Source organism: Bdellovibrio sp. KM01 (assembly GCF_013752535.1).
Lineage (GTDB): Bacteria > Bdellovibrionota > Bdellovibrionia > Bdellovibrionales > Bdellovibrionaceae > Bdellovibrio.
In genome coordinates, this window is the sequence record NZ_CP058348.1 from 120816 (window position 1) to 146081 (window position 25266).

At 45.0% G+C, this 25266-nt stretch carries 27 protein-coding genes; 9 read left to right on the forward strand and 18 right to left on the reverse strand.

Translation table 11 applies throughout. The annotated features are described in order from the left end of the window. Positions 1-57 precede the first annotated feature (57 nt). Positions 58-1626, reverse strand: a complete 1569-nt coding sequence (locus tag HW988_RS00585; RefSeq protein WP_255490134.1) for a hypothetical protein — start codon at positions 1624-1626, stop codon at positions 58-60. 76 nt (positions 1627-1702) lie between these two features. Here HW988_RS00585 and HW988_RS00590 point away from each other — a divergent pair, with 76 nt between their 5' ends. The 3 genes from HW988_RS00590 to HW988_RS00600 are packed head-to-tail and all read left to right on the forward strand — an operon-like array spanning position 1703 to position 3545. Continuing rightward, complete coding sequence (locus HW988_RS00590; RefSeq protein WP_181605777.1) at positions 1703-2863, forward strand: hypothetical protein; 1161 nt, start codon at positions 1703-1705, stop codon at positions 2861-2863. Positions 2864-2905: 42 nt separating this feature from the next. Next, the gene (locus HW988_RS00595) at positions 2906-3298 is read left to right on the forward strand and encodes a response regulator (protein ID WP_142698531.1); all 393 of its coding nucleotides are present in this window, start codon (positions 2906-2908) and stop codon (positions 3296-3298) included. Then, entirely contained in the window at positions 3285-3545 is a 261-nt protein-coding gene (locus tag HW988_RS00600; protein WP_142698532.1) for a hypothetical protein, read from the forward strand. Before HW988_RS00595 ends, HW988_RS00600 begins: the two co-directional genes overlap by 14 nt. Here the strand turns inward: HW988_RS00600 and HW988_RS00605 are convergent, their stop codons facing one another. The 9 genes from HW988_RS00605 to HW988_RS00645 all read right to left on the reverse strand — a co-directional run bounded on the left by HW988_RS00605 (position 3546) and on the right by HW988_RS00645 (position 12491). Continuing rightward, the gene (locus HW988_RS00605; protein ID WP_181605778.1) at positions 3546-3719 is read right to left on the reverse strand and encodes a hypothetical protein; all 174 of its coding nucleotides are present in this window, start codon (positions 3717-3719) and stop codon (positions 3546-3548) included. A 247-nt stretch (positions 3720-3966) separates the two neighbouring features. Continuing rightward, complete coding sequence (locus HW988_RS00610; protein ID WP_181605779.1) at positions 3967-4176, reverse strand: hypothetical protein; 210 nt, start codon at positions 4174-4176, stop codon at positions 3967-3969. A gap of 186 nt (positions 4177-4362) precedes the next feature. Beyond that, complete coding sequence (locus HW988_RS00615; RefSeq protein WP_181605780.1) at positions 4363-4635, reverse strand: hypothetical protein; 273 nt, start codon at positions 4633-4635, stop codon at positions 4363-4365. A 12-nt stretch (positions 4636-4647) separates the two neighbouring features. After that, positions 4648-6300, reverse strand: coding sequence for a DUF6531 domain-containing protein (locus HW988_RS00620; protein ID WP_181605781.1), 1653 nt, complete (start codon positions 6298-6300; stop codon positions 4648-4650). 32 nt (positions 6301-6332) lie between these two features. Next, positions 6333-7232, reverse strand: coding sequence for a type II secretion system F family protein (locus HW988_RS00625; protein WP_181605782.1), 900 nt, complete (start codon positions 7230-7232; stop codon positions 6333-6335). A 3-nt stretch (positions 7233-7235) separates the two neighbouring features. Then, complete coding sequence (locus HW988_RS00630; protein WP_181605783.1) at positions 7236-9443, reverse strand: ATPase, T2SS/T4P/T4SS family; 2208 nt, start codon at positions 9441-9443, stop codon at positions 7236-7238. A 53-nt stretch (positions 9444-9496) separates the two neighbouring features. Continuing rightward, positions 9497-11020 carry a type II secretion system protein GspD gene (locus HW988_RS00635; RefSeq protein WP_181605784.1) on the reverse strand — a complete coding sequence of 508 codons (1524 nt, stop codon included), beginning with the start codon at positions 11018-11020 and terminating at the stop codon, positions 9497-9499. Positions 11021-11070: 50 nt separating this feature from the next. Continuing rightward, the gene (cpaB, locus tag HW988_RS00640) at positions 11071-11982 is read right to left on the reverse strand and encodes a Flp pilus assembly protein CpaB (RefSeq protein ID WP_142698540.1); all 912 of its coding nucleotides are present in this window, start codon (positions 11980-11982) and stop codon (positions 11071-11073) included. An 8-nt stretch (positions 11983-11990) separates the two neighbouring features. Continuing rightward, positions 11991-12491 carry a hypothetical protein gene (locus tag HW988_RS00645; RefSeq protein WP_181605785.1) on the reverse strand — a complete coding sequence of 167 codons (501 nt, stop codon included), beginning with the start codon at positions 12489-12491 and terminating at the stop codon, positions 11991-11993. A 173-nt stretch (positions 12492-12664) separates the two neighbouring features. Between HW988_RS00645 and HW988_RS19220 the strand changes: the two genes are divergently transcribed. Then, complete coding sequence (locus HW988_RS19220; protein ID WP_370468165.1) at positions 12665-12760, forward strand: hypothetical protein; 96 nt, start codon at positions 12665-12667, stop codon at positions 12758-12760. 372 nt (positions 12761-13132) lie between these two features. Here the strand turns inward: HW988_RS19220 and HW988_RS00655 are convergent, their stop codons facing one another. The 8 genes from HW988_RS00655 to HW988_RS00690 all read right to left on the reverse strand — a co-directional run bounded on the left by HW988_RS00655 (position 13133) and on the right by HW988_RS00690 (position 18811). Then, positions 13133-13390, reverse strand: coding sequence for a hypothetical protein (locus HW988_RS00655; protein WP_142698543.1), 258 nt, complete (start codon positions 13388-13390; stop codon positions 13133-13135). 212 nt (positions 13391-13602) lie between these two features. After that, complete coding sequence (locus HW988_RS00660; protein ID WP_142698545.1) at positions 13603-13791, reverse strand: Flp1 family type IVb pilin; 189 nt, start codon at positions 13789-13791, stop codon at positions 13603-13605. 145 nt (positions 13792-13936) lie between these two features. Further along, positions 13937-14248: a hypothetical protein gene (locus HW988_RS00665; protein ID WP_255490136.1), complete on the reverse strand. Its 312-nt coding sequence runs from the start codon at positions 14246-14248 to the stop codon at positions 13937-13939. A 13-nt stretch (positions 14249-14261) separates the two neighbouring features. Next, positions 14262-15749, reverse strand: a complete 1488-nt coding sequence (locus HW988_RS00670; RefSeq protein WP_181605786.1) for a methyl-accepting chemotaxis protein — start codon at positions 15747-15749, stop codon at positions 14262-14264. Positions 15750-15965: 216 nt separating this feature from the next. Continuing rightward, complete coding sequence (gene hpt / locus HW988_RS00675) at positions 15966-16484, reverse strand: hypoxanthine phosphoribosyltransferase (protein ID WP_181605787.1); 519 nt, start codon at positions 16482-16484, stop codon at positions 15966-15968. A gap of 17 nt (positions 16485-16501) precedes the next feature. Further along, positions 16502-17227 (reverse strand): lipopolysaccharide assembly protein LapB, encoded by a 726-nt coding sequence (locus HW988_RS00680; protein WP_255490137.1) that lies wholly within the window; start codon positions 17225-17227, stop codon positions 16502-16504. Further along, positions 17224-17964 carry an outer membrane protein assembly factor BamD gene (locus HW988_RS00685; protein ID WP_142698548.1) on the reverse strand — a complete coding sequence of 247 codons (741 nt, stop codon included), beginning with the start codon at positions 17962-17964 and terminating at the stop codon, positions 17224-17226. The genes HW988_RS00680 and HW988_RS00685 overlap by 4 nt, the downstream gene beginning before the upstream one ends. Positions 17965-18031: 67 nt before the next feature. Continuing rightward, complete coding sequence (locus HW988_RS00690; protein WP_181605788.1) at positions 18032-18811, reverse strand: SH3-like domain-containing protein; 780 nt, start codon at positions 18809-18811, stop codon at positions 18032-18034. Positions 18812-18922: 111 nt separating this feature from the next. On the opposite strand from HW988_RS00690, the gene HW988_RS00695 reads away from it, so the two are divergent. Genes HW988_RS00695 through mltG form a run of 5 tightly spaced genes read left to right on the forward strand, consistent with a single transcriptional unit; the run spans position 18923 to position 25265 of the window. Next, positions 18923-20299 (forward strand): aminotransferase class III-fold pyridoxal phosphate-dependent enzyme, encoded by a 1377-nt coding sequence (locus HW988_RS00695; RefSeq protein ID WP_142698550.1) that lies wholly within the window; start codon positions 18923-18925, stop codon positions 20297-20299. After that, positions 20300-21652, forward strand: coding sequence for a M20 family metallopeptidase (locus HW988_RS00700; RefSeq protein WP_181605789.1), 1353 nt, complete (start codon positions 20300-20302; stop codon positions 21650-21652). It abuts the gene before it with no gap. Next, positions 21649-22677 carry an arginine N-succinyltransferase gene (locus tag HW988_RS00705; RefSeq protein ID WP_181605790.1) on the forward strand — a complete coding sequence of 343 codons (1029 nt, stop codon included), beginning with the start codon at positions 21649-21651 and terminating at the stop codon, positions 22675-22677. The genes HW988_RS00700 and HW988_RS00705 overlap by 4 nt, the downstream gene beginning before the upstream one ends. A 3-nt stretch (positions 22678-22680) precedes the next feature. After that, the gene (locus tag HW988_RS00710; protein ID WP_181605791.1) at positions 22681-24198 is read left to right on the forward strand and encodes a succinylglutamate-semialdehyde dehydrogenase; all 1518 of its coding nucleotides are present in this window, start codon (positions 22681-22683) and stop codon (positions 24196-24198) included. After that, positions 24198-25265: an endolytic transglycosylase MltG gene (mltG, locus tag HW988_RS00715; RefSeq protein WP_181605792.1), complete on the forward strand. Its 1068-nt coding sequence runs from the start codon at positions 24198-24200 to the stop codon at positions 25263-25265. The genes HW988_RS00710 and mltG overlap by 1 nt, the downstream gene beginning before the upstream one ends. Position 25266 lies beyond the last annotated feature (1 nt).

A 25266-nucleotide genomic window follows, 5' to 3' on the forward strand; every position in this document is an offset into this window, starting at 1 on the left:
TTTTGCGACTCAGGCTTTTTTTATGCGCTGTTGCTACCAAAAAGCGCCAGGCACTTTTTAGAAAAGGTACTGAATGCCGCCCATTAGGGTTGTCATTTTATGGCTGACCGTGCTGCGATCTGCGCCGCCTTTATAGTCGGAACTAAAGTTTTCAAATAGCAACTCACCTTTGATCGCAAATTTCTGTTTTAAGCGATAGTTTCCAAAGAAACTGAAACTATTGATCTTGCTGCTGTTGCCACCGCCGGAATTTGGGCTTTCGCTCATCGTTGGATTTAAGAACAAATCAAAACGACCGCCAAGTTCCACCGGGATTTCGGGGCCCAGCGGGAATGACCCACCCAGGCTCATCAATAAACCACCATACTTGTTGGATGTGAAGGCCACCGGAGTGCTGTCGTCTATTTTAAAATTCGTGTCTTGATATCCGGCACTGACTTGAATTTTCGGTCCAAAGAAATCATTGCTCAGTAAAAAGTTATATCCACCCGTTACCGAATATTGGGACATGGATTCATTCAAAGAGCTGGGAGAAGAGCCTGCAAGGCTGTTGTCGATCGAGAATACAGACTGACGAAGGGAAGCCCCAACGAACCATTCTGGGTTTAGCCACAGTTCTCCACGGATCAATAGATTGGGTGCAAGGCTGGCGTTGCCAGAGATCGATTGTGCTGAAGGGGAAGTAATCTTTACGTTTTGTGTATACGAGGAAAAGCCCGCAAGGACTTCTACTTTACCGTACTGGGGAGCTGGTTCCGGAGTCCATTCTTTAGGATCGTCACCGAAAGCTACGTCTTTGTCAGGACGAGTTGTAACATCGGTAAGAATTTTTCCGGATGGTGTTGTGATTGGTGTCGCGTATTTTACGAATTCATCTGGCATGACTTTCGAGCCGACCCCGATTACGCCTGGTTCTTTTTCAAGCTCAATGTAACCAAAACTTAGATACGGTTCCACTTTGAAAAGCTTTACTCGCCCCAATACTTCTTTTTCAGTGCTTACCAGAATTTTCAATTTCGGGTGACGATTTACTTTAATGATTTGAACAACCGACACGCGGCTATCAGGCTTTAAACCGTAGTTGCTACCCAGATTTAACGTCACTTGTTGACCACGGCGACTTAAAATAACTGCACGGAATGGCATGCGGTTCTTGATATTGTTAAACAATATACTCGCTTGCATTTTGATATCGGCCGTATCAAATCCTTTATAATCCGTGAGTGTTTCTTGGGTCAGTGGCAGTCCTTCGCGACCGACAAATAAAGTCAGCGTGATGGAAATACCGCGAGGTCCGCGAATAATTTTGGAAGTGATCGCTGCATCGGCTTTTGCGGTTTGCAAAAGTTTTTGAACTTCAGCGGGATTCTCATCCAAAGTTTCTGATTTGATTTCCAGATTCTTTGGGTAATTCACCAAAGACCACTGTTTGTCTTCGTTCAATTGATTGCGAATCTGCTCTTCAACTGGTTTTGCGTAAATCCCACCAATATTGTCAGTCGTGGGAACTAAAACGATCGACTTAATAGCCAGATCTTGGTCGACGGTGCTGACGTAAGCATTCTGGGCAAAAGTCTTAAAGCTAAGTGCAAAAACCACGGTGCTAATGAGCATTTTTATTTTCATATTTTAATTCTGCACGGTGAATGAAAAGTCGTCAATTTTGGGTCAAGTAATTCGGACCGTTGCCGAAACTATTTTTATGAAATTTCATTCTCAAATTACTTTATTGATCGCCTTTGCTTTGATGACTTCAACTTCCTATGCACAGTCTAGTCTGGAAGGTTTTTCAACTGGACGTTATGAGGTTCGTAAGACCACAACGTCTGCTCCTAAAACAAAGCGAAATCCTGCGCAAGCAGTAAGTGCTGAAGCAGCGGAAGCAAAAAAAACTGAACCAGTGGCGGCAGCAGCTGCAACGACAACTGCAGCGCCAGCAACAACGGCAGCACCTGCGACAACAACGACTGCGGTGGCTGTTGTAACGACGACTCCTGTGGCGACGCCGGCTCCATCGTCCACGCCAGCTTCAGCGGCAACACCCGCGGTGACGTCTGAGCCAAGCATTGGTGATCAGGCCGAAGCTTTGTTTACGAATAAGGCCGATAAAATTTATGACTACTATGCGGAAGCAATCCATCCATACGATATTCGTAACAATCGCCTGGAGGTCGAGATTTCACCGGTGGCCGTCTATAACGAGTCGAAATCGAATTATTCATTCCGCGAGTATCAAAGCTTTTATGATGCTCTTCGTTTTAAAGCGAACGTGTGGCTGACACCTTTGATTGGGGTGAGCGGTAAGTTCATGTTCTCTATGACTTCAGATATTGATTCTATGGATGCGGATAAGTCCCGTGTGCCAGCCAAATACGAATTTTTGGATTTGGGCCTGAATTTCCGTAAGTACTTTGGCAACTCCCGCAAGTCGAACTCTCTGGAGTTTTCTATCCTTTACAGTCAGGATAAAATGAACACGCCAAGTGATGCGGAAAATCGTATGCGCATCAGCAGCACCGGATTCGGTTTGGGTTTAAAAGCCCGCATTCCAACATCTGTGGAGTACGCATGGGTATTGGGTGGAAGTTTTTTTCCGCGCCTTCAACATAAAGAGACAACGACTAGTACGGGTGTAAATTCTGGTGCCGTGGAAGAAAGCTCTCGCTTGGGTGTTGAATTCGGTGGAGAGTGGCGTTTGTCACGTTCCAGCCAGCTTTTGTGGGGTCTAGAGGCATCCGCGGAGCGCAACATGTTTGACGGACTGGCAAGCCAACCGGACCCAAGTACAGGTTCTACGCCTAAGAATGTCAGCGTAACGAATTCCTTGTATCTGTTCTCCCTAGGCTATCGTTGGGGCCAATAAAATCCACTCATCAAAAGGCTGCATGGCTTCTATACTGAAGCCATGAAGATACGTTTCACTGTTATCGATGATGCCGCATTTCTGCGCGAGCTGATTAAAAATATAATGAGCTCTGCTGGTCATATCTGTGTGGGTGAAGCAGAAAATGGAAACGATGGTATTCGCCTGGTTTCTTCTGTTCTGCCCGATCTTGTATTCTTAGACATGGTGATGCCGTTACGTAATGGCTTAGAGTCGGCTCGTGCGATCAAAGAATCTCATCCTGACATTATGATCATTGGTTGTTCGACAATTGATAGCGACGCCATGATTGAAAAAGCGCACGAAGCTGGCTTTGATGCATATATCACCAAGCCGTTTACCAAAGAAAATTTATTGATGGTCGTTTCAAAAGTGCTACCGCAGGCGGGAGAATCAACTCATGGAAGAACTTAAATTTGTATTAAAGACTTTGGCATTCACGATGGTTTTGATTGTGCTTGCTCAGGTAAAAGTTGGTGGGGCTTCAATTGAATCCTACACATTCCGCTGGTTGCAAAGGTCGACGGTGTCTCAGTATATTCAAAGTGCGGCTGCGGGTGGCGCGATGGCTTTAAAGAATCTGACAGTTCACGTAAAAGATGGCGTAGTTAGCACTGTCGATGGTTTCCAGGAAGGCTCTCACGAAAAGGCTGTTCGATAATTATCTAACGGCTTTTGTAGAAGCTACTTTTACAGATGCTTGAGTTTTAGCGGCGATATTTGAAGATGTTGCTGCTGTGTTTTTGAAAAGACCGTTGTTAGAGCGTGGGCATGAACCGTAAGAAGTTGAAGACATTGCCAAAGCTGCGATTACGATAAGTGTTGCTAGTTTCATGTGATCCCCTTTGTTCGTTGGATACTTACATCTAATGCATCCGACATGCCAAAGCGGGCGTTTCAGACTGAGAATTCAGTCACGAAGAATCAAGTACTTAGAAATTTCAAATCTCAAAATGAGACACACGTGCCGAACGACGCCGTTTTTCGCGCACCTGTGACAAGGCATTGATCATACCCAAAATAGAGTGAACGACCTGGGGGGGGTGAAGGTCGCTCACTCGGTAAGGGCTTTAATCAACATCTTAAGAACCTTGAATACCTTTAACAGTTTTAGTTTTTGTTGAACCAGAAGATGAAGTGTTCTTGGCCGTCTTGTAGTCGGAAGCTGTTTTATCCATCATGCGACCTGCTAGCTTTTGATTGCATACTGGAGCTGCTGTGGATAGGGATGCATGGGATACGGAACCTGTAGCTACAACGGCTACCGCGATCATCAATGTAATAGCTTTCATACTATCTCCTTTGAAGTGAAATAAGACTTCACAGGGGTGTATTGCAGCGGGTGTGCCAGAATGCCTGTCTCGGGCTGGGATGTAATCTTTGTGATATCAATAGGTTAGGGATTCGAGGGGCGAAATAAAAAAGGCTCCCGTTTCAGAGAGCCTTTTTAGGCGCTTCCATTGTTTAGGAAGTTAACACTAATCGTTCAAGCCGCCTTGGCCTTTTGCAGGAGAAGCTTCCGAAGATCCAGCGCCTGCTTTTTGTAAAGGATTTGTGTTTTTAGTAAGAGGCACGTCTGTTACGTGCTTGTTAGCACAATTAACACAGCCTTCTTTGTTAAGGCCGCCAGTGGTTCCAGTTTTTTGATCTGGATAACCAATTTTTTCATTTGATTGATCACCGCTAACTGACTGCGCCTGAGCCGCCGTTACCATCAGAGTGCATACTGCCAATAACAATATTTTCTTCATAACGATCTCTCCCTAGAGATATAGCTCTGCAGTTGCAGGCGCGATAATGTCGAGCAAGTTATTGAATGTAGAGGCCACTTGCATTGCCACTGATGGACCTTCTTTACTGTCGACCTTGTTAATCTCACCATTCGATTTATATGAAACCTGAATAGTGCCCAAGCCCGGGCGAGTCACGATCGCTGGTTTACCATAGCGCTCTTCGTACTCGATCTTAACGACTTTCTTAGCCTGATCCGTGATGGTAGCAATACGTCCACGATTATCATAAGTCATGGAGATTTTCTGACCATCAGAGTTCTGTGCATAGTTTAGGTTGCCTTTGCCATCGTATTTAAACTGAGTGGCTTTCGTCGTTACTTTTTGACCTTTTTGATTGAAGAAAGTAGTCGATACTTGGCTAACTTTTTTAATGGTCTGATCGTACTCAAAAGCCATACGTGTTGCTGGAGTGGCTTTTACTTTCACCAAACCATCTGTGTAGTATTCGTAAGAGATACGTTCAGCATTTCTGCGGATGCTTGTCGGTTTACCGAAAAGCTCGTGATAGCTGATATCTGTTACGTTGCCATTTACAGTCGTCATCACACGTTGCAAGAAGAACTGACCGTCTGCCCGCTGTTTGTGCCAAAATTCGTATTTGTTATCTGCAACAGTCTCTTTACCGCAAACTTTCTTAACTGTAGACCAGTAGTGATTTTGCGGGTCATTTTGAGAGAATTCGTACTTATAGGCCTCTGTACACTTATCACGATCAGTAAATGAAGTTACCCAGTCGTTTTTTTTATCGTATTTAACGGCGATAAAAGTTTTATCCGGCCAAGAAGCTTTTGTCAGATTGTGAAGATCATCGTATTCGTACGTGTAAGTCTTTTGCCAAGCATTTTTCACTGAAGACAAATCATCCAAATTCGCGAATTTATAATCCACATTCAAACCGTTCGGGCCTGTGATGGATTTAACTTTCTTGTTTTGGTAGTACTTGAATGACAGGCGACGACCGTTGTTATCTTCAACTTTCGTAACCAGGTCTTTATCGTATTCGAATTTCAAGAAGTTGCCGTTTTTATCGTAGATGTGAGTCAACTTACCTTGCGGGCTAAAACGTTGAGCGCTGCCGTCTGGAAGAGTGCGCGTATAATACGTTTTATTGAAAGTAAAGTTCTCAACCTCACGACCGTTGGCAAAGAATTTTGTGCCTTCTTTAACTTGAACAGCCACGCCATATTTTTTTGCGAAATCCGCACGGGCATTGTCGTCTTCAAGCAACTGAGTTTTAAGAGAAGTCAGATACGCTTCAGTAACGCCGACTTTCTTTTCAGCCTTCATCTTAGTGATGATGGAGTTGATGGTATTCTCAACATCTTTACGAGTGACTTCGCGCTGGGAGTAGGTAACTTCCATACCACCGCCGCACTCTTTAATTTTGATATTGCCTTCACCATTAACTTCCATGCTGGTTTCGAAATCAGAGCACCATCCGAAACCAAACATCCCGTTGAAAAGTGAACGGCTATTGTAAGTTCTGATAATTTTAAGATCGTAACCAGTGCCTGGTACGTCCATGTCTATCCACGTATTGGAATAGTTGGCATTCTTCATGTCGACAAGAGCATACGCTTGCGCCGAGAAAAGAACGGCCACTGCAATAAGTGCCTTCTTCATTATGTCTACCTCTTCCCTGAAACTCTGACGGACTACACTTTGATAGTAACAAGTTTTTTGATAATGACACCACCGATAATTTGCAGAGCCAGCATCGCAAACAGCAACACTAGACCTAAGGTGGTACTAAACATGGGCTTGATAAAAGCGGGATCGATGACCAAAAAAACGATCATCAAAAAGAATGGAATCAAAGTAACAATGATACCTTGCATGAGGCCTTGCGCTGTCATTGCCTGGATTTTTTTCTCGACCTTTTGTCTTTCACGAATCACTAGGACGATGGTCTGGAAAGTCTCTGCGAGATTACCACCAGTCTCTTTTAAAATGTTGATGGAGGTTACAAACATCTGCACATCGGGACGTGGGATGCGATTTCCCAAATCATTTAGGGCGCTTTCAAAGCTGTCACCAACCTGCATTTGGTAAAGGACTTGCGAGAATTCCTGACTTATCGGATTCCCCATGATTTCAACCACACGTTTCATGGATTCTTGCGGATTCGAGCCGGCTTTAATACCGTTTGCCATGATCGTAATACCGTCAACCATCTGATCCACGAAACTTGTACAACGACGTTCATACAACATGCGCACAATTAAAAGTGGCAGCTGCCAGCCTGCAATAGTTACAGAGGCACCAAAGAATGCGCCAACAAGAACGCTCGGCCAGAAGATTAAAAAGACCAAGGCACCTAAGCCGAAACTCATCAGCAAGATAAGTATGGTAATTTTCTTTTGGTCTGCTTCCATGCCCATCAGGCGCATGATGCGAATAACTTCTTCACGTTGACCCAGGCTGCGCTTATGAAGAAGCGCAATAGCCTTTTCGGCCCACAGAATGACCATGATAAAAACGATCGCCCCAAAGAGTGGGATTAAAACCCATTCTTTAGCCAGCAACGTTTTTAAGAAGGCCAAGACTGCTGTCATACTTTATCCAACCTTTTTCGGTGGTACTACACCACCTGGCATTTTCGGCATCAACCCCCCTTGTGCAGGAGGAGTAGGGCCTGTTGGTTTTGCTTGAGTTGCAGGGTCATTACTGAAAATTTCGCGTGGGATTACAACACCTTTATCACTCAATTTTTGAATGAAGCTTGGGATTGTCCCTGTCGCCTGAAAGACACCTTGGATCTTACGATTTTTATCGTAACCAGTTTCTTTAAAGCGGAAGATTTCTGCTAAAGTGACAACGTCACCCTGCATGCCGGCTACTTCTGTGATGCTCATAATTTTACGGCTACCATCTGATTGACGGGAGATCTGTACGATCAAATTCACGGCACCCGCAATTTGTTCACGGATCGCACGCACGGGAAGATCCATACCGGCCATCATAGATAGAGTTTCCAAACGGGCAATACACTCGCGGGCACTGTTCGCATGGGTTGTTGTCATCGAGCCATCATGACCTGTATTCATCGCTTGCAACATGTCCAAAGCGGCGCCGTCACGGCACTCACCGACGATGATGCGATCAGGACGCATACGCAGGGCATTTTTGATCAAGTCACGGATATGAATGGCATTGTTACCTTCCATAGAAGCTGGGCGAGTCTCCAGACGAACCACGTGCTCTTGTTGCAATTGCAACTCGGCCGCGTCCTCGACTGTGATCACACGCTCGTTGGAAGGAATATATGAAGAAAGCATATTCAGCAGCGAGGTTTTACCGGAACCGGTACCACCCGAGATCACCACGTTCAGACCGTTTTCCACGCAGATGCGCAGGAAGTCGATCATGTTCTTAGTGATACTTCCGTACTCAATATACTTTTCAGCGGTGATACCGCCTTTTTTAAATTTACGAATTGTCAGTGCGGGACCGTCAATAGAAAGAGGCTCGATCACCGCGTTCACACGGGAACCGTCTTTCAAGCGGGCATCCACGTAAGGAGTCGAATCATTAATCTGACGACCCAGGGGTGTCACGATACGCTCGATAATACGGCGTAAGTGATCATTGGAAGTAAATGTCACAGGACTTAGTGCGACTTTACCGCTTTTTTCGACGAAGATTTTTTTATGACCGTTCACCATGATCTCGGTCACGGCCGGATCAGCCAGCAAGTCTTCCAAGGGACCTAGTCCCAATGCTTCCTCTAAAACCTCTTTGATGATTTTAGAACGCTCGTCACGGGAAAGCTCAGGCGCTTCTTTGTCGACGATGACGGTGATTTCACGCTTGGTCTTTTCACGAACTTCTTTTTCTTTGTTTTCGTCTTTGGTATCTGTCAGAAGCTTTTTTAGATCCACAGTGCGGATCAATTCATTGTGCACACGAATCTTCATCAGTGTGCGGGGGTCCATACCATTGGAGCCGGGAACTGGAGCGCTAGCGCCCTCGGAGGCAGCCGGTGTTGGTTTCGGACGGGACAGAGTTTTAAGTCTTTGCAGAACGCCACCCGTAAGCTTACGGGAAAGATCAAAGTACGAAGCTGTCAGTGGAGTTTTTGGCGCACTGATAACGAATGGCTGATATTTTTGTAAAGCCATATTAGTTGTCGCTTCGTCTTGAGGAATGATTCCCAAGAATGGCAATTGCAACTGATTGGAAATAGCTTGCGGAGACAAACCTGTTGGGGAGGCTTTGTTGACGACAAGCTGGAACATGTCTTTTGGGAATGTCGCTGACAACAACTCATTCACAAGTCTTTGTGTTTGAGTCACAACCAGAACTTCTGGAGTGGTCACGATCATAATAGCCGTGGCTTCCTGAAGAACGGCCATCTGTGCCGGGCCCAAGTCATTACCGACGTCAACAACCACAAATTTAAATGCACGAGAGAAGAACTCCATGAGCTTGCCAAGCAGATCAGGAGAGATGTTTAAAGATTCTTCCGGTCCACGCACGGCGCCCACATAGCCCAAGCCAGAGGGATGCATCGTTACCAGTGTATTCATTGGTTGAGAATTCAAAGAGCCCGTGAATGTGGAAAGCTCTTTCAAGGTTTTTACAGGCTTCAGACCCATAATCACGTTTTGATCGCCGACGGATTTGGAATCAGCGTCGACAAGTAAAACCTGAGTACGCAGTTCAGTCATCAAGGCGCAGGCAAAGTTAGCAGCGAAGACGCTTTTACCCACGCCCCCTTTACCACCAACAACAGCGATGAGATTACAATTCGGATTGATAGCCAATGCGGACCTCCGCTAAACTTATCGGCTTCGATGATCAATCCGTATACGCGACATTAGTCGCGCAGACGGAATTTTTTCTTAATTTGTTCAGAGCCCGCACTTGCTGAGGTCTTAACAACTGGAGTTACGAAAACCACAAACTGACTTTGTTGTTTCGCGAATTCTTTGGATGCATACAAGCTGATGATAGGGTTCTTTTGTCCAGATGGACGGTTGTAACCAGTCGAGGAAGAGTTGCGGATCAAACCACCCACCGCAGCACTTTGACGGTCGCGAACCACCACGGAGCTGGACATTTCATTCGAGCTCGTGATTGGTGCCCCGGCAGGAGTACTACCGATCATGCTGGATACCTTAAAGGCCATATCCATACGAACGCTACCCGACTTTTCGCCCATCAGAACCGGAGTGATCGTTGTTACGATACCCACTTCGGCAAAGGCCGTACCTTGAGTGCCATTTTGCCCGATAACTGCGTAAGGCTGATTCGTTACTTGCTTAATTTCACCTTTTTTACCGTCTTCCACGATCATGCTTGTGCTTTCAAGAACACGAGCTTGACCATGTTGTTTCGCCCAGTTCAGTTTCGGCAACAAGTTTGAAACTGTACCTGTGATCGAGCTGACTACGCCACCAGCAGCCTCACCACCAGTTTGGAAAGTCATTTGCGAGTTATCACCAAGCTCTGGCGTGAACTGGAACTTAAAGTTCTTAGAGTAGTCTTTTTGCAATTCTACGTAGTGCACAACCAACTGAATCATCTTTGGAGGTGGCTTTGGTGCGGATTCTTTAATTTGAATCAGATTGATTACACCTTCATTGGCTGGATTACGAGTCTTGATCAGACCTTTTTCCACAGCGGCTTCCACAATGCGGTCTGGAAGATAAGTTTTTGCGATGATCTCGGCACGAGCTGATTCGTCAGCACTGTTTGCCCAGCCTTGAAGAATGATTTTCTCGTTCACTGCGCGAACTTCGATTTCAGGGTTGTTGATGTCGCGGGCGATAAACTCAGCAATCTTCTTTTGAGCAAGGGGGCTTAAGCTCACGATCGAAGAAGCCTGGTTACCGAACTGGGAAACGACGTTGAAAATACGCGCCATATCTTTAGGGAGAAGAATCTGACCGTCAACTACGACTTTATCATTCACGATTTTGATATTGATACCTTCGATGTCACCCAATAAAGAGCGCATCTCGCGAACGATTTTATCAAGTTTGGATTTTTTAACGTCAATACGGTATTCCGCCACGATTTTGCCGTTGCGTTTATCGTGGATAGTTAAAGTCGCAAAACCTTCAGTGCGGGGAGTGAAACGAATGACGTTAAGGTCTTTCGCATAACTCGCAGTTACGATACGACGGAAGTCACCTTTGAATTCCACATTGTCTGGAATCGGAGGAAGTTTTTCGTCCAACTCAATTCCCAACGTCAAGTTGATGAACTTGCGTGAACGGAAAGCTCCACTGCTGTCCTCGCCCGATGTTGACGGTGATGCAGAAAGATCGTCCTCTGCATGCGCAACCGGTACACAAAGACTGACTACAAGCCCCATTGTAAGCAGCATATGTTTCATTGGTTCCCCCTTAACTCACTAACCCAAAACCCAATAACTCAATCTCAATACTACAAAGTCTTAAACCCGTTTCGACGTTGCTGCGTCGGTTGTGGTGCTCGTTGCTGCATTGGCTGTATCATCTGCGGTCGCTGTTGTGGAATCATCACTGGAGGAGCTGCGGGAGCCGAATCCAGAGTTACCACCGGTTTGCCCAGGACCGAATCCGATGTCGAGCTTGGTGCTCTGACTGGGATTGTACGATCACTTGGGTTCCTAAGCGCAAAGAACAAATTTCCTGGCGCTGTAGATAAAATATAAAATAGATCCTGTGCTTCCTTCGGTGTCGCTTCTACTGTGATTGTCGTATATTTCGTATCACCAGTCAGTGCGATCTGATTCAAGTTCTTACCCGAAGAATCCAGTTCGAACATACGCGGAATGTTGTTCACAACACTTAAACCTGTTGCCAGAACTGGGACGTCACTCATCAATGTAAACACTTCGCGACGTTGCGCCACACCTTTACCAGAATCCACGGCGGCATAGATATCTACGCGATCGCCAGGACGGATAAGTTTAGCGACACCACGAATCTCATCCACCGGGATAGAAACGGCGCGCTTACTTGGTGCTACTTGCAACGAGATACCTGTATCCGGACCTGGTGTCAGAAGATTATTCTTCACAACCATTTGTCCTTTACGAATTGGTACCGCCGCTACGTTGCCGATGATTTCGTCTGGAATTGTGACAGCATCCGGTTGAATGAAATCGGCCGGCATATCCTTTGTCTCTACCATTGTATCATAAATTGTCTGCATTTCAGCGATATCTTCTTTTGCGACAACAACACGTTTAGTGGAACCGAAGCGCTTGTCGTATTCGGCCTTTTTTTCCTGGGAATAGCTATAAAGCAGGAAGGTAGCGAATATACCCGCCGCAATCGAAAGCCATAAATTTCTAGTGTCGTTAGATCCCATATATTCTCCTACGCTCCACAAGCTGCATTCAGACAAATCCCATATTGAGACTTGAGCCAAATGGGGTTCACGCCAACTTTGTCGTTTCGTTCGTCATTAACAGTAGGTACTTTTTGATTATGTTCACTATCTGATCCAGCAGCTTCCACTTCCTTCTGAGATGACAACATATTGATGTTGATCGGGCGAGTGGTTGCATACCAGATATCCGAGCCTTTCGGTGATTTTTCCGAAGTGACACCGTGAATGCGAATACCTAATTTGTTATAGCTAAGCTGCGCATTTTCCTTGTCCGTGTTGTTACGGAAATAAACCAGATTCGAGCGGTGTCTGAAAGTTTCAAACGCATAGTTACGAGAAGCAATGGAATTCAAAATACCGGAGTGAATAGCACCAAAGAATCCCAATGAAAAAGTAATGAACGTCACAATAACGAAAATCACCGGGATGACTTCGATCATCGCGGATCCTTTTTCATTGCTCAGGAGGTTGCGTTTGGATTTCAACATCCATTATCCTCCATCGGTACATACTTATTCTTATAGCGGTCAGCCAAAATCGCAAAACGCGAGTCGAGGCCAATGATCGCGTCGTAACGTTTTTTAATTTGTAAATCCCAGCATTCCTGTTGAGTGGGTTCGCGAATTAAAAAGGCAGTGAGATTTGCCTTAGGTGCTTCGCCATCTTCTGTGGTAGATCCCAGGAAGGGAATACGCAAAGCCATTACGCGCGCACTGAAAAGCAGGCGAGCGCCGGTCTGAGGAATACGACCGTCTGAATACGGATAGTCTTTGGAAAAGTCCTGGCCACTGGCGCCACCACCACGAAGTTCAAGATCGGAAAGTTTAAACCATCCCGCTCCTGTTTTGGAGAAAAGTGGGCTTAAAGTTTTATTGGCCATTAGATTATCAAATTTATTTTTGCCCATTTCACTTTGCTTGTCCGGATCGATGTGACCAGCAACATAGGCACGAGAAGTCGAGAAGGTGATGTACTGAGCGATTTCAGCCATCGACAAAGTAAACGTCAATGCAAACATAACACTGCAAAGACCCGCGCAAAGGACCAATGAAAAAATAAAATCCACAGTGATAATACCGTGGGAATTATTAATAATCATGTGAGGGCTCTTTTGTGCTCTCATTGTTCCTCAGTTCGGAGGTCGGTTGGTGATGCTGCGGTCTCTTTGGTTAGGGTGTTGTTGACGAGCTTCCTTAGCCGGAGCCCAAACACCACTTTCCATCATCCCTGCAACTCGTTCCCATGGACCCGAAACCAGTTTCGATAAAAATTTTGAATCACGAAGAGCGTTCATGCTGGCTACAAAAATTCCAACCATCACAATCATCAGCAAAACTGCTTCGATTACGAACTGGCCTTTCTGATTTCCCAGCGATGAGTTCTTCATTTCACTGCGCTCCACTCAAGACGGGCCCCATTTTCTTTGAAGCCTTGTCCTGTATCCAATTGCCTTTCCACACGGGCAGCCAATCGCGGACCTGATCCACGAAATGCCTCAGAGGGGGCTGAAAGAAATGCTTTCAACCCGATCCCCAGAATTGCAATCATTAGCAGGACATACTCAATCGTCATGCGATCTCCGTCTTTGCTAAAGTGAAATTACTCAGCAGTTACGCCGCCGATATTTCCTTGAAGCTCAGCAATTTTTTCTTTTACTGTAGTTTGGATATCTTTTTTGAAGATCATCACAAGTCCAACAACAACTACGAGTAGCAAAATGTACTCAGTTGCACCTTGACCGCGTTTATTCTTCAAAAGATTCTTAGAAAAGTTCTTAAACTTTTTCATTGATGTTCCCCCTTGTACTTCCGTTATCGGCTCATTTGGGGATTGTCTTGAGAGTTTTCACTACACTTTGTGGGAAATTGGTCCTGTCTCAGAATGAGAAAAGGGAGGTACTGGACCTCCCTTTTTAAAAAACTGTGTGTCTAGATTATTTACACTCAGCTTTGTCGGAAAACGACTTGCCTAAATCTTTGCCATCGAATTTCGCAGACACTTTCTTTTCAGTCAGAGTCCCCTTGCGCACGATTTTGGAAGTTTTCTCGGCCCATTTTTCACAAGCCTCAGCCGAGTCTAGTTTTTTTGTCTCGTCAGTCGGGTTTTTACCATTGTAAGGCTTCAGCGCTTCAACTTCTTTACCTGGACAAGCTTTGCGATCAACGGAAATATTGCAATCACCGGCAAAAGCGGCCTGGGCCATCATTAAAGTTGCAACGGACATCATCACTGTGGTTTTAATCATTACAGTCTCCTGTTTATGCTGCAGAGGATTCTTGGTCCTCGTTATTGTTAAATTCATTTTCGTTATTTGATTTCTGTTTTTCGCCCACAAGCACATGAAGTTGCGACATCATGGTTCCAAGTTCTCCAGCCTGATTCTGCATATCTTCAGAGGCACTAGTGACATTACCCATAGAAGCCGCAACGCCCTGAAGGCTTTCGTCAATCGACGTCAGGGCTTGTTTCACTTGTTCAATGCCGTGTGATTGCTCCTGAGAGCCCTGTGCGACCTCTTGAATCAATTGGAACACGCGATTCGTATTTTCAACAATCGCTTTTAAGGATTTTTCGCTGTCAGCTGCCAAACCCACGCCTGTCTGGCTTTTCGTGTTGGCCTCATTGATCAGTCCTGAAATCTCTTTTGCAGCTTCAGCACTTTTTTGTGCAAGCGCACGAACTGCATCCGCAACAACTGCGAATCCTTTTCCTTGTTCGCCAGCGCGAGCCGCCTCAACAGCAGCATTCAATGCCAGAAGATTTGTCTGAAAAGCGATATCATCAATCATCACCAAGATCTCGGTGATCTTTTTCGAGTTTGTCGAAATTTCTGACATGACACTGATCAAGGAATGGATCTTTTCTTGGCCATATAAAACGGCTTCCTCACCATCTTTAGAGATTTTGGCAGCCTCTGTGGAGCTATCGGAATTCTTGCGAACTGTTTGTGTTAAGTCTTCCATGGTAGCCACGATTTCTTCGAGCGCCGCCGCTGTACTGGTCGTGTTACTTGAAATAGATTCGCTTGATTTCACCAGACCCTGTGTGCGGCTTTCCACGATTTGGGAGCTGGAATCCAATCCATCAGCGACATTTCTCAAAGAATTTTGCACGCTACGAATATTCAAAACACTGGTCAGTAAACCCAACAAGACAAAGAAACTTGTAACGCCGGCAATTGCATAAAACGTGATTTTGAAAAGTTTTGCGGCGGATTCAGCCTTTTCAACACCCATCATATAACTGGCGTCTGTTAGGGCTTTTAGCGATTTGTAAGCAGCTTCATAATGTTTAGCAGAGCTGTCTTGAAGAATCTTTTCTGCTGAAGCCGTGTCTTCTTTATCTAAGGCCGCCTTGAACTTGTCACTTTCGGTTTGATAGTTATCCCAGGAAGCGATGAACTCCTCATAGGATTTACGAAGAGAATCTGTAGTTAAAAGTGGTTCTAGTACTTTCGAATAAATCGTGATGTTACCCATTAAAGAATCCATCTCTTCGATGACTAATTTTCTTTCATCTGTGCTTTGGGTGGCGAGTAGATTGAACTCAAGCTTGCGGTATGTGACCACGTTGATATTAATGTCCGCCGTTTTACCCACGATCGGGAGCCAGGTTTCAGCAACTTCAGAGGTCACTGTGTTCTGGGATTTCAACTCAAAGAGTGAAAAGGCATTCGTCAGCACACAAATAAGGGTAAGTAGTGCGGTAATGAATAAAAATCGGCCTTTCAAAGAGAGCTTAGACATTTCGTCCTCCGAAGCTCTTTGTCGGCTTTTTAACAAGCAACCTTAGGTCCAGTTATCACATATCCAAAAAATTTGAATGGGGACACTATTGACCAAGGTCCTAAAGACCCCTAAATTGGCATTCAGGAGTCCCCTATGCAAAAACAGATGGTTCTATTGTACGTATTTTGTGTCGTTATATTCTTTGTAGTTAACGTCGTCGTATCTTAAATCCGACTAGTTTTTCATATTATAGATATCAGGATAGTTTCTGCCGATTTCCTCTGAATCCATTCCGTAACCAATCACATAGCGATCATCGATCGTTTTACCGATATAGTCAGCTTTGATGGGCAGTTCGCGACGAGCTGGTTTATCAAGCAACGTCACGATTTTCAAAGATGCTGGAGCAGATGCGAACAAACGGCTTCTTAGGAAGCTTAATGTGCGGCCTGTATCAATGATTTCTTCTACGATCAATACGTGTTTGCCAGCGATGTTCACGGAAATATCTTTAACGATTTTGATCGCGCCACCGCGCTCAACTGCTTGCACGTAAACGAAATCAACCTGCTGAGGAAGATCTACTTTTCTCATCAAGTCTGCCGTTAAATGCATGGAACCGCGTAAAGGGCAGATAAAGATAATTTCTTTCCCTTCGTAATCGCTTTCGATTTGTGAAGCCAGTTCAGAAACTAGCTCTGCGATTTCTTCTTTAGTGATGAAGGGAACCATTTGTTCTTTAAGTTGTGCCATGTTCTGCGCCTCTGATTTTACAAATCAATTGATGTAATGCCTGCTGCTTGCGCCATCTTCAGATAACGAAGAGCTTCGGGGTGTTGTGGGTCCCGAATGAGAATATTCTCCCACTGTTCAGTGGCTTCAGCAATGTTGTTTGAATTGTAGTAGATTGCCCCAAGCTTTAGGCGAGCTGGAATTAGGTGCGGGTACTCGCGGATAAGGCCTTTCAAATCTTTGATGGCTCTTTCCGACTGATTTAACTGCACGTTAACTTCAGCGATACGCAAAGTGATCTCTGCCTTGCGGCTGGACAGCTTTTGCGCCTTTAAAAGTTGTTCTAAAGCTTCGTTGTAGCGCTTGTATTGATAGTACAAGTCAGCCAATTCCTCGTGTTTGGAAGCAAGCTTTTCATCAACGAATGGATCTTGTTTGCCGGACTTTTTATCCAGCTGAGCCTGGGCATCCAGGAAAACCTGTTTTCCTTCGTCATATTTACCAAGGTCGTTCAGAATGATCGACAAACCCACGCTGGCATCAGTGTAAGTCGGATCAATTTCCAAAGCGCGCTTAAAAGTTTTGATCGCTTTGCTGAACTGGCCTTTGTCATAAGCAATCGTCGCCAGCATCTGATAAACCTCTGGATTGCGAGTGTTTTGCAGAAGCATTTGACTCAAAATGGGTTCAGCCATTTTGTAGTTCCCGTTGATAAAATATCCACGGGCTTCAGAGATCATATCGTCTTGAAGAGAAGAGATCACTTCATCTCCTTTTCAGCCTGTTTTAATTCAGAGCTGCCAGGGAAATCGCTGGAAAGAATCGCCATATATTTATTTGCTTTTGGATCGTCGCCGATCTTTTTCGCAGAAATGACAATGCGTGAAAGTGCGCGAGCATCAAAACCCAAGTTTTTATAATTTGAGTAAAGACCTTCATAGCGTTTCAAAGCGCTGTCATAGATCTCGCGGATGAAATAGAAGTTACCGATATAATCTTCTTTTTCAGCCAGCATTTTGATTGTTGCAGAACGCTTTTCCTTGGCCTCTGCCACGTATTCAGAGTTCGGATATTTCTTAATCAAATCGCTAAGATTGATAATCGTATCGTTCGCCAAAGTTAAATCGCGGTCGATAGAAGACGGCAGCTGATTATAGTAACTCATTCCCAAACGGAACTGAACATAGTCAGAGTTTGGAACTGTCGGATGAAGTTCTTTAAACATCTGATACGCCACTTGAGCTTCAGCAAAAGATTCCTGCTTATAGTAAACATCTGCGATCGCAAGTTCTGCTTTCGTCGCAAAGTTGCTGTAAGGGAATTTGTTTTTAACTTCGGTATAACGACGGATCGCTTCCTCGTAACGTTCTCCCTTATCGAATTCCTCAGCAATAGCGAAGGCACCGTCTGGAGTGTCAGAGTTTTTTTCCATTGTGGAGCATGCAGAAAGTAAAAATCCTGATGCGCAAATAAGTGTCATGACTCGGAGCGTTTTTAGCATGCCGTTATCATATTTTGGTCCAGAACCCACTGTCAATGAAGCGACTTATGGCGCACTGCTATCAGAGTCAATTGGTACGAAGAACAGCAGATTTTTTAACCCAACCCGTGATTGAGCCGGGATATGTGACTTGAACCCAGTCATTGTTTTCATTTTGAACAATAACTTCCATGCCACCATACAAATCCAAAAGAGCAACCTGATTGTCGCCCGGTGCAGATTGCAGGGACACTTTGTCATCCACAACTGTCGCGCGAATGATGGATTGGTCGTACATTTTTAAACCCAAAAGTGTGAGTGAAACCACGAAACCCAACGCTAAAAAAGTTCCAATCACTGGAAATCCTGGCAGAGCTTTTTCTTCTGCTAAAGCGCGGCGGCGCTGCCCCATAAATCCAATTAAAATCCATCCCGCCGCAAATAAGAAAAGTGCCGTCGTGATAAGATAAGCAATAATGGAAACAGGTGCTAAAAGTTTTGCGCGGACACTTTCATAAGTTTCGATTTGATGAGGGATTTCTTTGATTTCCATTTGTGTTAACGCAAACTTTAGTCCAGCTCGGGCTGATGTTAACTCGGGGTCACTATTGAGAGCTTTTCGAAATAGGCCAATCGCCAAGGGTTTTTTACCCAATTGAAACTGGGCTAAAGCCAAGTTTGTGAGTGTAGTTGCGTTATGAGGATCCTTTTCCAGGGCTTTGGCGAATGCGTCACGGGACTGCTCATACTCTTTCGCTGTGTAATGCTGAGTTCCTTGCTTAAAGAGCGCAGCAAAATCGGCGTCTTGAGTCCAAGCTAAAGTGGGCAAAACAAGAGTAAAAAAGAACACAATGAGTCGCGTTGTCATAGTCTCGAAGTTTAGCTGGGTGTCTTGTCTTAGTCCAGAGCGAAGAGTAAACTGGACGGGCATTTCAAATAACATGGGGATGAAGGATTTTATATCTCCGCGAAAGGTATTATGAGCTCTCTTGTAGGCCATCAGATTCAGCAATCCGAAAAAGTAAATTCTTTAATCAAAGATCTTGTCGGTGAAGTTACAAAATTAAATTCATCCCTTGAAGGCATTCGTGCCCCACAAGATGCAAATAAAGAAGCTGGAAAGCAAAAAATTGAACAAACTGGATTGTTGCGTGGTCGTCCATTGCATTACCAATACATGGGTTCAGGTGCAGGACGTGGTCCTTATGTGGAACTTGAAGACGGAAGCGTAAAACTGGATTTGATCAACGGCATCGGTATCCACTTGATGGGTCACGCACACCCTCGCGTGATGACAGCAGCGGTGCGTGGTTCTCTTGCAGACATTTTGAATCAAGGGAACTTGCAGCCGAACAATGAATATCGCTTGTTTACAGAGAAGCTGGTTCAAATCGCTTCTAAAAATTCACGTTTGAAGTATGCGTGGATTGCGACGTGCGGAACTATGGCGAATGAAAATGCGGTTAAAATTTCTCGTCAAAAAAATTCTCCAGCGCGTTTCATCATGTCATTCAAAGATGCATTCGCGGGTCGTTCAACGATGATGGCGGAAGTGACTGACAATCCGGCTTATAAACAGGGTTTGCCAGAATACCACGAAGTATTGCGCGTTCCGTTCTATGATAAGCGCGATCCAAAATCTGGCGAGAAAGCTTTGGCAGCAATGAAAGAACACGTGGCAAAACACGAAGGCAACATTTGTGCATTCGGTTTTGAGCCGATGTTGGGAGAGGGCGGTTACCAAGCGGCTCCTCGTGAATTCTTCGTGCCACTTTTGGAATACTGTAAGTCTAAAAATATCGCAGTATGGGCGGACGAAGTTCAAACGTTCACTCGCACAGGCGAATACTTTGCATTTGAAACTTTGGGCTTGGGTCAATACATCGACATCTGCACAATCGCGAAAACGGCACAAATTGGTGCGACTCTTTATACTGAAGAGTACAATCCAAAACCAGGCTTGATCGCTGGTACATTCTCTGGCGCTTCTCCTTGCTTGGCTGCGGGTGTTGAAATGTTGAATATGCTTTCTGAAGGCTTCCTGGGCCCACAGGGTCGCATTCAACAAATTCACAAACGCTTTATCGACGGTATCAACAAAATGAACGACACGACTTGCAAAGGCATTGCGACTGATGCAGGTGGTATGGGCTTGATGGTTGCTTTCACTCCGCATGACGGTAAGAAAGACAACGTAAATGCTTTCTTGAATAAACTTTATGCCAACGGCGTTATTGCATTCCCATGTGGTAAAGATCCAGTACGTGCGCGTTTCTTGATCCCGGCAATTATTCAAGATCAAGACATTGATATCGCATTGAAGGTGATTGAAAAAACACTTCTTGAAGGGGTGTAATTGGATTTCGTTGAGTCTTGCCGTCAGTTCATAGCTATCGACAGCACGCCCGCTCATGGCAACAAAGAGTTGGCGCGTTGGGCGGCTGCATTTTGCCGTCAGCGTGGATTGGTCGTTGAAGAGCAAGTTGAAGTTGTCGGGGACTTAGAGCAGATCAATATCATCGCTCGCCCGGCATCGTTATCAGAGCGCCCGGGCGCAGAGTTCCTGCTGCAAACGCATTTGGATACTGCAGACCCAGGGCCTTTTGCATTGTGGACTGAAACGGGGAGCAATCCCTATGATGCTCACATTATCGACGGTAAGATTTACGGTTTGGGTACAGCCGACGTGAAACTTGATTTCCTGTGCAAGCTGGAAGCAATGGCTTCCTTCACAGGATCTCGCAACTGGCGCTTGCCACCGGTTCTGGTGGGAACGTTTGGTGAAGAGACGGGAATGCAGGGTGCACTCAAATTAATTCGTAAAAACAAAGTCGCTGCAAACATGGCTTTGATTGGTGAACCCAGTGATTTGCAATTAGTTAACGCTGCCAAAGGTTTTGCGACTGTGGAAATCAGGGTTCCTTTTTCAGAAGAGGAAATTCGCTATCGTGATGAACACAATCTTCGGGAAAGTACATCAACGCAGTCGAAACTTTTCAGAGGCAAAGCCGCACACTCTTCGATGCCTCATTTGGGCGAAAGTGCGGTCACGAAAATGCTGGAGTATTTAACAATGCTTCCAGACACGGTGAACATCATGGAAATTGATGGCGGCATTAATTTTAATACAGTTCCAGGTAATGCATTTTTAGAGATCGATATGATCTCGACTGTAAAAACTCCGATTGCGACCAAGCTAGCGAATATTTATCGCGGTTTAAAGGAATTGGAAAAAGAGTTTTTAAAATACGAAGACAAAGATTTCTTCCCAAGTACGCCGACTTTGAACATCGGTTTGGTTCGCACCAATGAAAATGACGTGCAGATCTCGGGAAGCTGCAGACTGCCACCTATCATCACTCATGAGATTTATGAGAAATGGATGGAGCAACTGCGCGGTCTTTGTGAGCAAAACGGCGCGGTCTTCAGCGTGAATGATTATAAAAAACCATTCCGCACGGAAGTAAATTCTATTCTGGTTAAAGGTTGTCTGGATGAATTGCGTGCGCTGGGTTTAAAGGCCGAGCCGACGACACAACCGTCGACAAATGAAGCGAGTATTTTTTCGCGCATTGGTGTCGAATGTGCTTGTTTCGGTCCCGGCAAGCGAGAAGGTAACGTTCACACTCCTCAGGAACATGTGGCCATTGAGGATTTGTATAAGGCCACTGAATTTTACAAGAAAGTCATCGAAAGGTTTTGCTTATGAGTTTTCTGATAAGACCTGTTCGGCACGACGATTTGAACCAGTTGGTTGATTTAGCAAAACAATTCAATTTGCTGAATCTGCCAGGTGATAAAAAAGTTTTAAGTGAAAAGATTGATCGCAGTGAGCAGTCTTTCGCAGACAAACTGGTTAAAACTAAAGCCGAATATCTATTTGTAGTTGAAGACATTGAAGAGAAACAAATTGTGGGAAGCTCCTTGATCCTTGCCAAACATGGTAACGACGAAGTGCCTCACAGTTATTTCAAGATTATCAAACGCGATCACTTTTCCCAGGATTTGGGAATCGGGTTCATCCATCAAGTATTGCGCTTCCAGCTGGATTTTGACGGTCCAACTGAAATCGGAGGACTTCTTGTCGACAGATCCTATCGCCGTCGTCCGGAAAAATTGGGTAAGCAAATCAGTCTTTCCCGTTTCTTGTATATGGCGATTCATCCTGACAAGTTCGAAGAGCGCGTTTTGTGTGAACTGACGCCGCCACTGACTGATGAAGGTCGAAGTGAGTTTTGGGAGGCCTTGGGTCGTCGTTTCACGGGTCTGCCTTACCAGGAAGCGGATGCTTTAAGTCAGTCGCATAAAGAGTTTATCGAAAGTCTTTTTCCGCAAGACGATATTTATATGGCTCTTTTGGATTCGAAAGCCCGTTTGGTATTGGGTCGCGTGGGTGAGGCAACGAAGCCAGCGCAGCATCTTTTGGAAAGCATCGGGTTTAATTACCTGGATGAGGTTGATCCATTTGATGGTGGACCTCACTATGGCGCACAAACAGCGGATATACTGCCCATTAGACAGGGCAAACGCTTGATCGTTGCGAATGGAAAAGATTGTACCTTTAAAGAACAGTATTTAGTTGCCACCACCGGAGACGAATTCAGAGCCACGATGTGTTCTGTTGATATTCGTGACGGTGAAGTGATTCTTCCCGCAAAAGCGCAGCAGATTTTAGGCGTGGAAGTTGGCGAAGAAGTTTTTGCAGCTCCTTTTCACTACAACAGAGGAAGTTAACAGATGAGCACCACCATTTTTCCTATCAGTTACAAAGGTGATTTTATCAACGGTCGATTCGTTCCGGTTACTAAAGGTGACGGTGAAGTTAAAAACTTAAGTCCGGCCGACTTGAATGACTTGATCATGACGGTGCCATTTAAGCATGACCATATGGACGAAGCTTGTGTCGCAGCTAAAAAAGCCTATCCAAAATGGGCGACACTTTCGATGGATGAAAGAAAAACTTATTTGCTGCGCCTAAAAGAGATGTTTGATTCTCATGCAGAACAGTTTGCGCAGATTATTTCTCGCGATACGGGTAAGCCAGCGTGGGAAGCGATGACCGAAGCGAAAGCTTTAGGTGCAAAGATTGATATCACCTTGAATCAATCAACAAAGTTGGTTGCCGATGAAAGAATTCCAAACGCCTTGCCGCAAGTTGAGGGGGTTATTCGTCATCGCTCTCGTGGTGTGATGGCTGTTGTGGGTCCTTTCAACTTCCCAGCACATTTGCCAAATGGTCATATCATTCCTGCATTGATCGTGGGTAACACGGTCGTATTTAAACCTTCCGAGCAAACTCCGGCTGTGGGTCAATTCATGGCAGAGATGTTTGAAAAAGCTCAGTTCCCTCCTGGCGTATTTAATATGGTTCAGGGTGATGGAGCTGGTGGTGGTCGCTTGGTGGCAAATGAACACGTGGATGGTGTCTTGTTCACTGGTTCTTACGAAGTCGGTTTGAAAATCAAACAAGAGACTTTAAATCACTATTGGAAAATTCTTGCTCTTGAAATGGGTGGTAAGAATGCGACAGTGGTTTGGGAAGATGCGGACATGGATAAAGCGGTTTATGAATCGCTTGTCGGCGCGTATATGACTGCGGGCCAACGTTGTTCTTGTACAAGTCGAATCATTGTTCATCCAAAAATCGCTGATGAGTTTACTGAAAGATTCTATCAAGCAGCTAAAAAACTTTCGATTGGCCACTGGACTGAAAATACATTCATGGGCCCATTGATTACGTCAGCGTCTGTGGAGAAATACATCCGCTTCCAGGAAATCGCAAATCGCGAAAACTGTGAAAGCTTGATGCGTGGTAAATCTTTGGATCTGAAAAACAAAGGTTACTATGTGACTCCGTCGATTCACCTGGTGAAAAAGTTTGATCCAAACTCTGTATATCAAAAATCAGAAATCTTCGGACCAAACGTGGCGATTTACACGACAGGCGACTGGGATCATGCGATGGAGATCGTGAACTCCACTGGCTATGGCCTGGTCATGGCGTTGTTCTCTAAAAACAAAGAGCTTTACGAAGATGCTTTGTTTAAAGCACGCGTGGGCTTGCTGAATTGGAATCGCACGACGAACGGTGCAAGCTCTCGTTTGCCATTTGGTGGTATGGGTAAATCTGGTAACGACAGAGCTTCCGCGCACTATGCGATTCAATATTGCACAGTGCCTGTGGCAAGTCTTGAGGACCCAACTCCATTTGATCCAACTAAAATTCTTCCTGGTATGAATTTGGATATGAAGTAATGAAAAAAACAGTTGTTGTTCTTGTTAGTGCATTTGTTGCTTTAGTGGTTGCGGTTGGCGTGTGCGTAGGCTTTTTAGGCTACCAATACGCCAGCACGGCTCCAAGTAGCGTGGCCCAAGATGTGGTTTATGAAGTTGTGCCGGGTAAGGCATTTAACACCATCGCCAAAGATCTTGAAAACAAGGGCTTGGTTCGTAATGCCTTTTTCTTTTCTATGTATGCGCGTTTTAAAAACGAACGTTCAAAAGTGAAAGTGGGCGAATACTTATTAAGAACCAACATGACTCCGAATGAAGTGCTGGACGTGATTACATCCGGAAAAAGCATTGCGCGTGCCTTTACGGTCAGCGAAGGCCTTAGTATTTATGAAATCTCAGAACTTTATGAAAAAGAAGGCTTCGGAACAGCAGCTGAATTTATGCGCCTGGTGCGCGATCCCGCTTTTATACAGTCAGTTTTGGGTGAAAAGCAGGAAAGCCTTGAGGGCTATTTGTTTCCCGAAACATACATGCTAACGAAGTTCACGGATACCAAAGGACTTCTGCAGGCGATGGTGAAAAGATTTTTGTACGTATATAACGAAATCCAACCGCAATCGCAATTGCAGGGCTGGAGTCGTCATCAGATCGTGACGCTTGCAAGTATTGTGGAAAAGGAAACGGGCGCTCCGGAAGAACGTCCTCGTATTTCCTCGGTCTTTCATAATCGTATTCAAAAGAATATGAAGTTACAGACGGATCCGACGATCATTTACGGCAAAGCTGAAACTTTGGGAAAAATCGTGATTAATATCACTCGCGCGGACCTGTCGACGCCGACTCGTTATAATACCTACGTGATTTCTGGTCTGCCTCCGGGTCCTATAGCAAATCCGGGCCGTGAAGCTTTGTTAGCTGCGATGAATCCTGCGAAAACAGAATATCTGTTTTTTGTAAGCCAAAATGATGGCACTCACGTGTTTTCAGAAAATTACCAAGCTCATGAAGCCGCGGTTAAGCGCTTCCAGGTGAATGCAAAAGCCCGTGAGGGGAAATCTTGGAGAGACCTTAAGAAGTCGACAAAGTAAT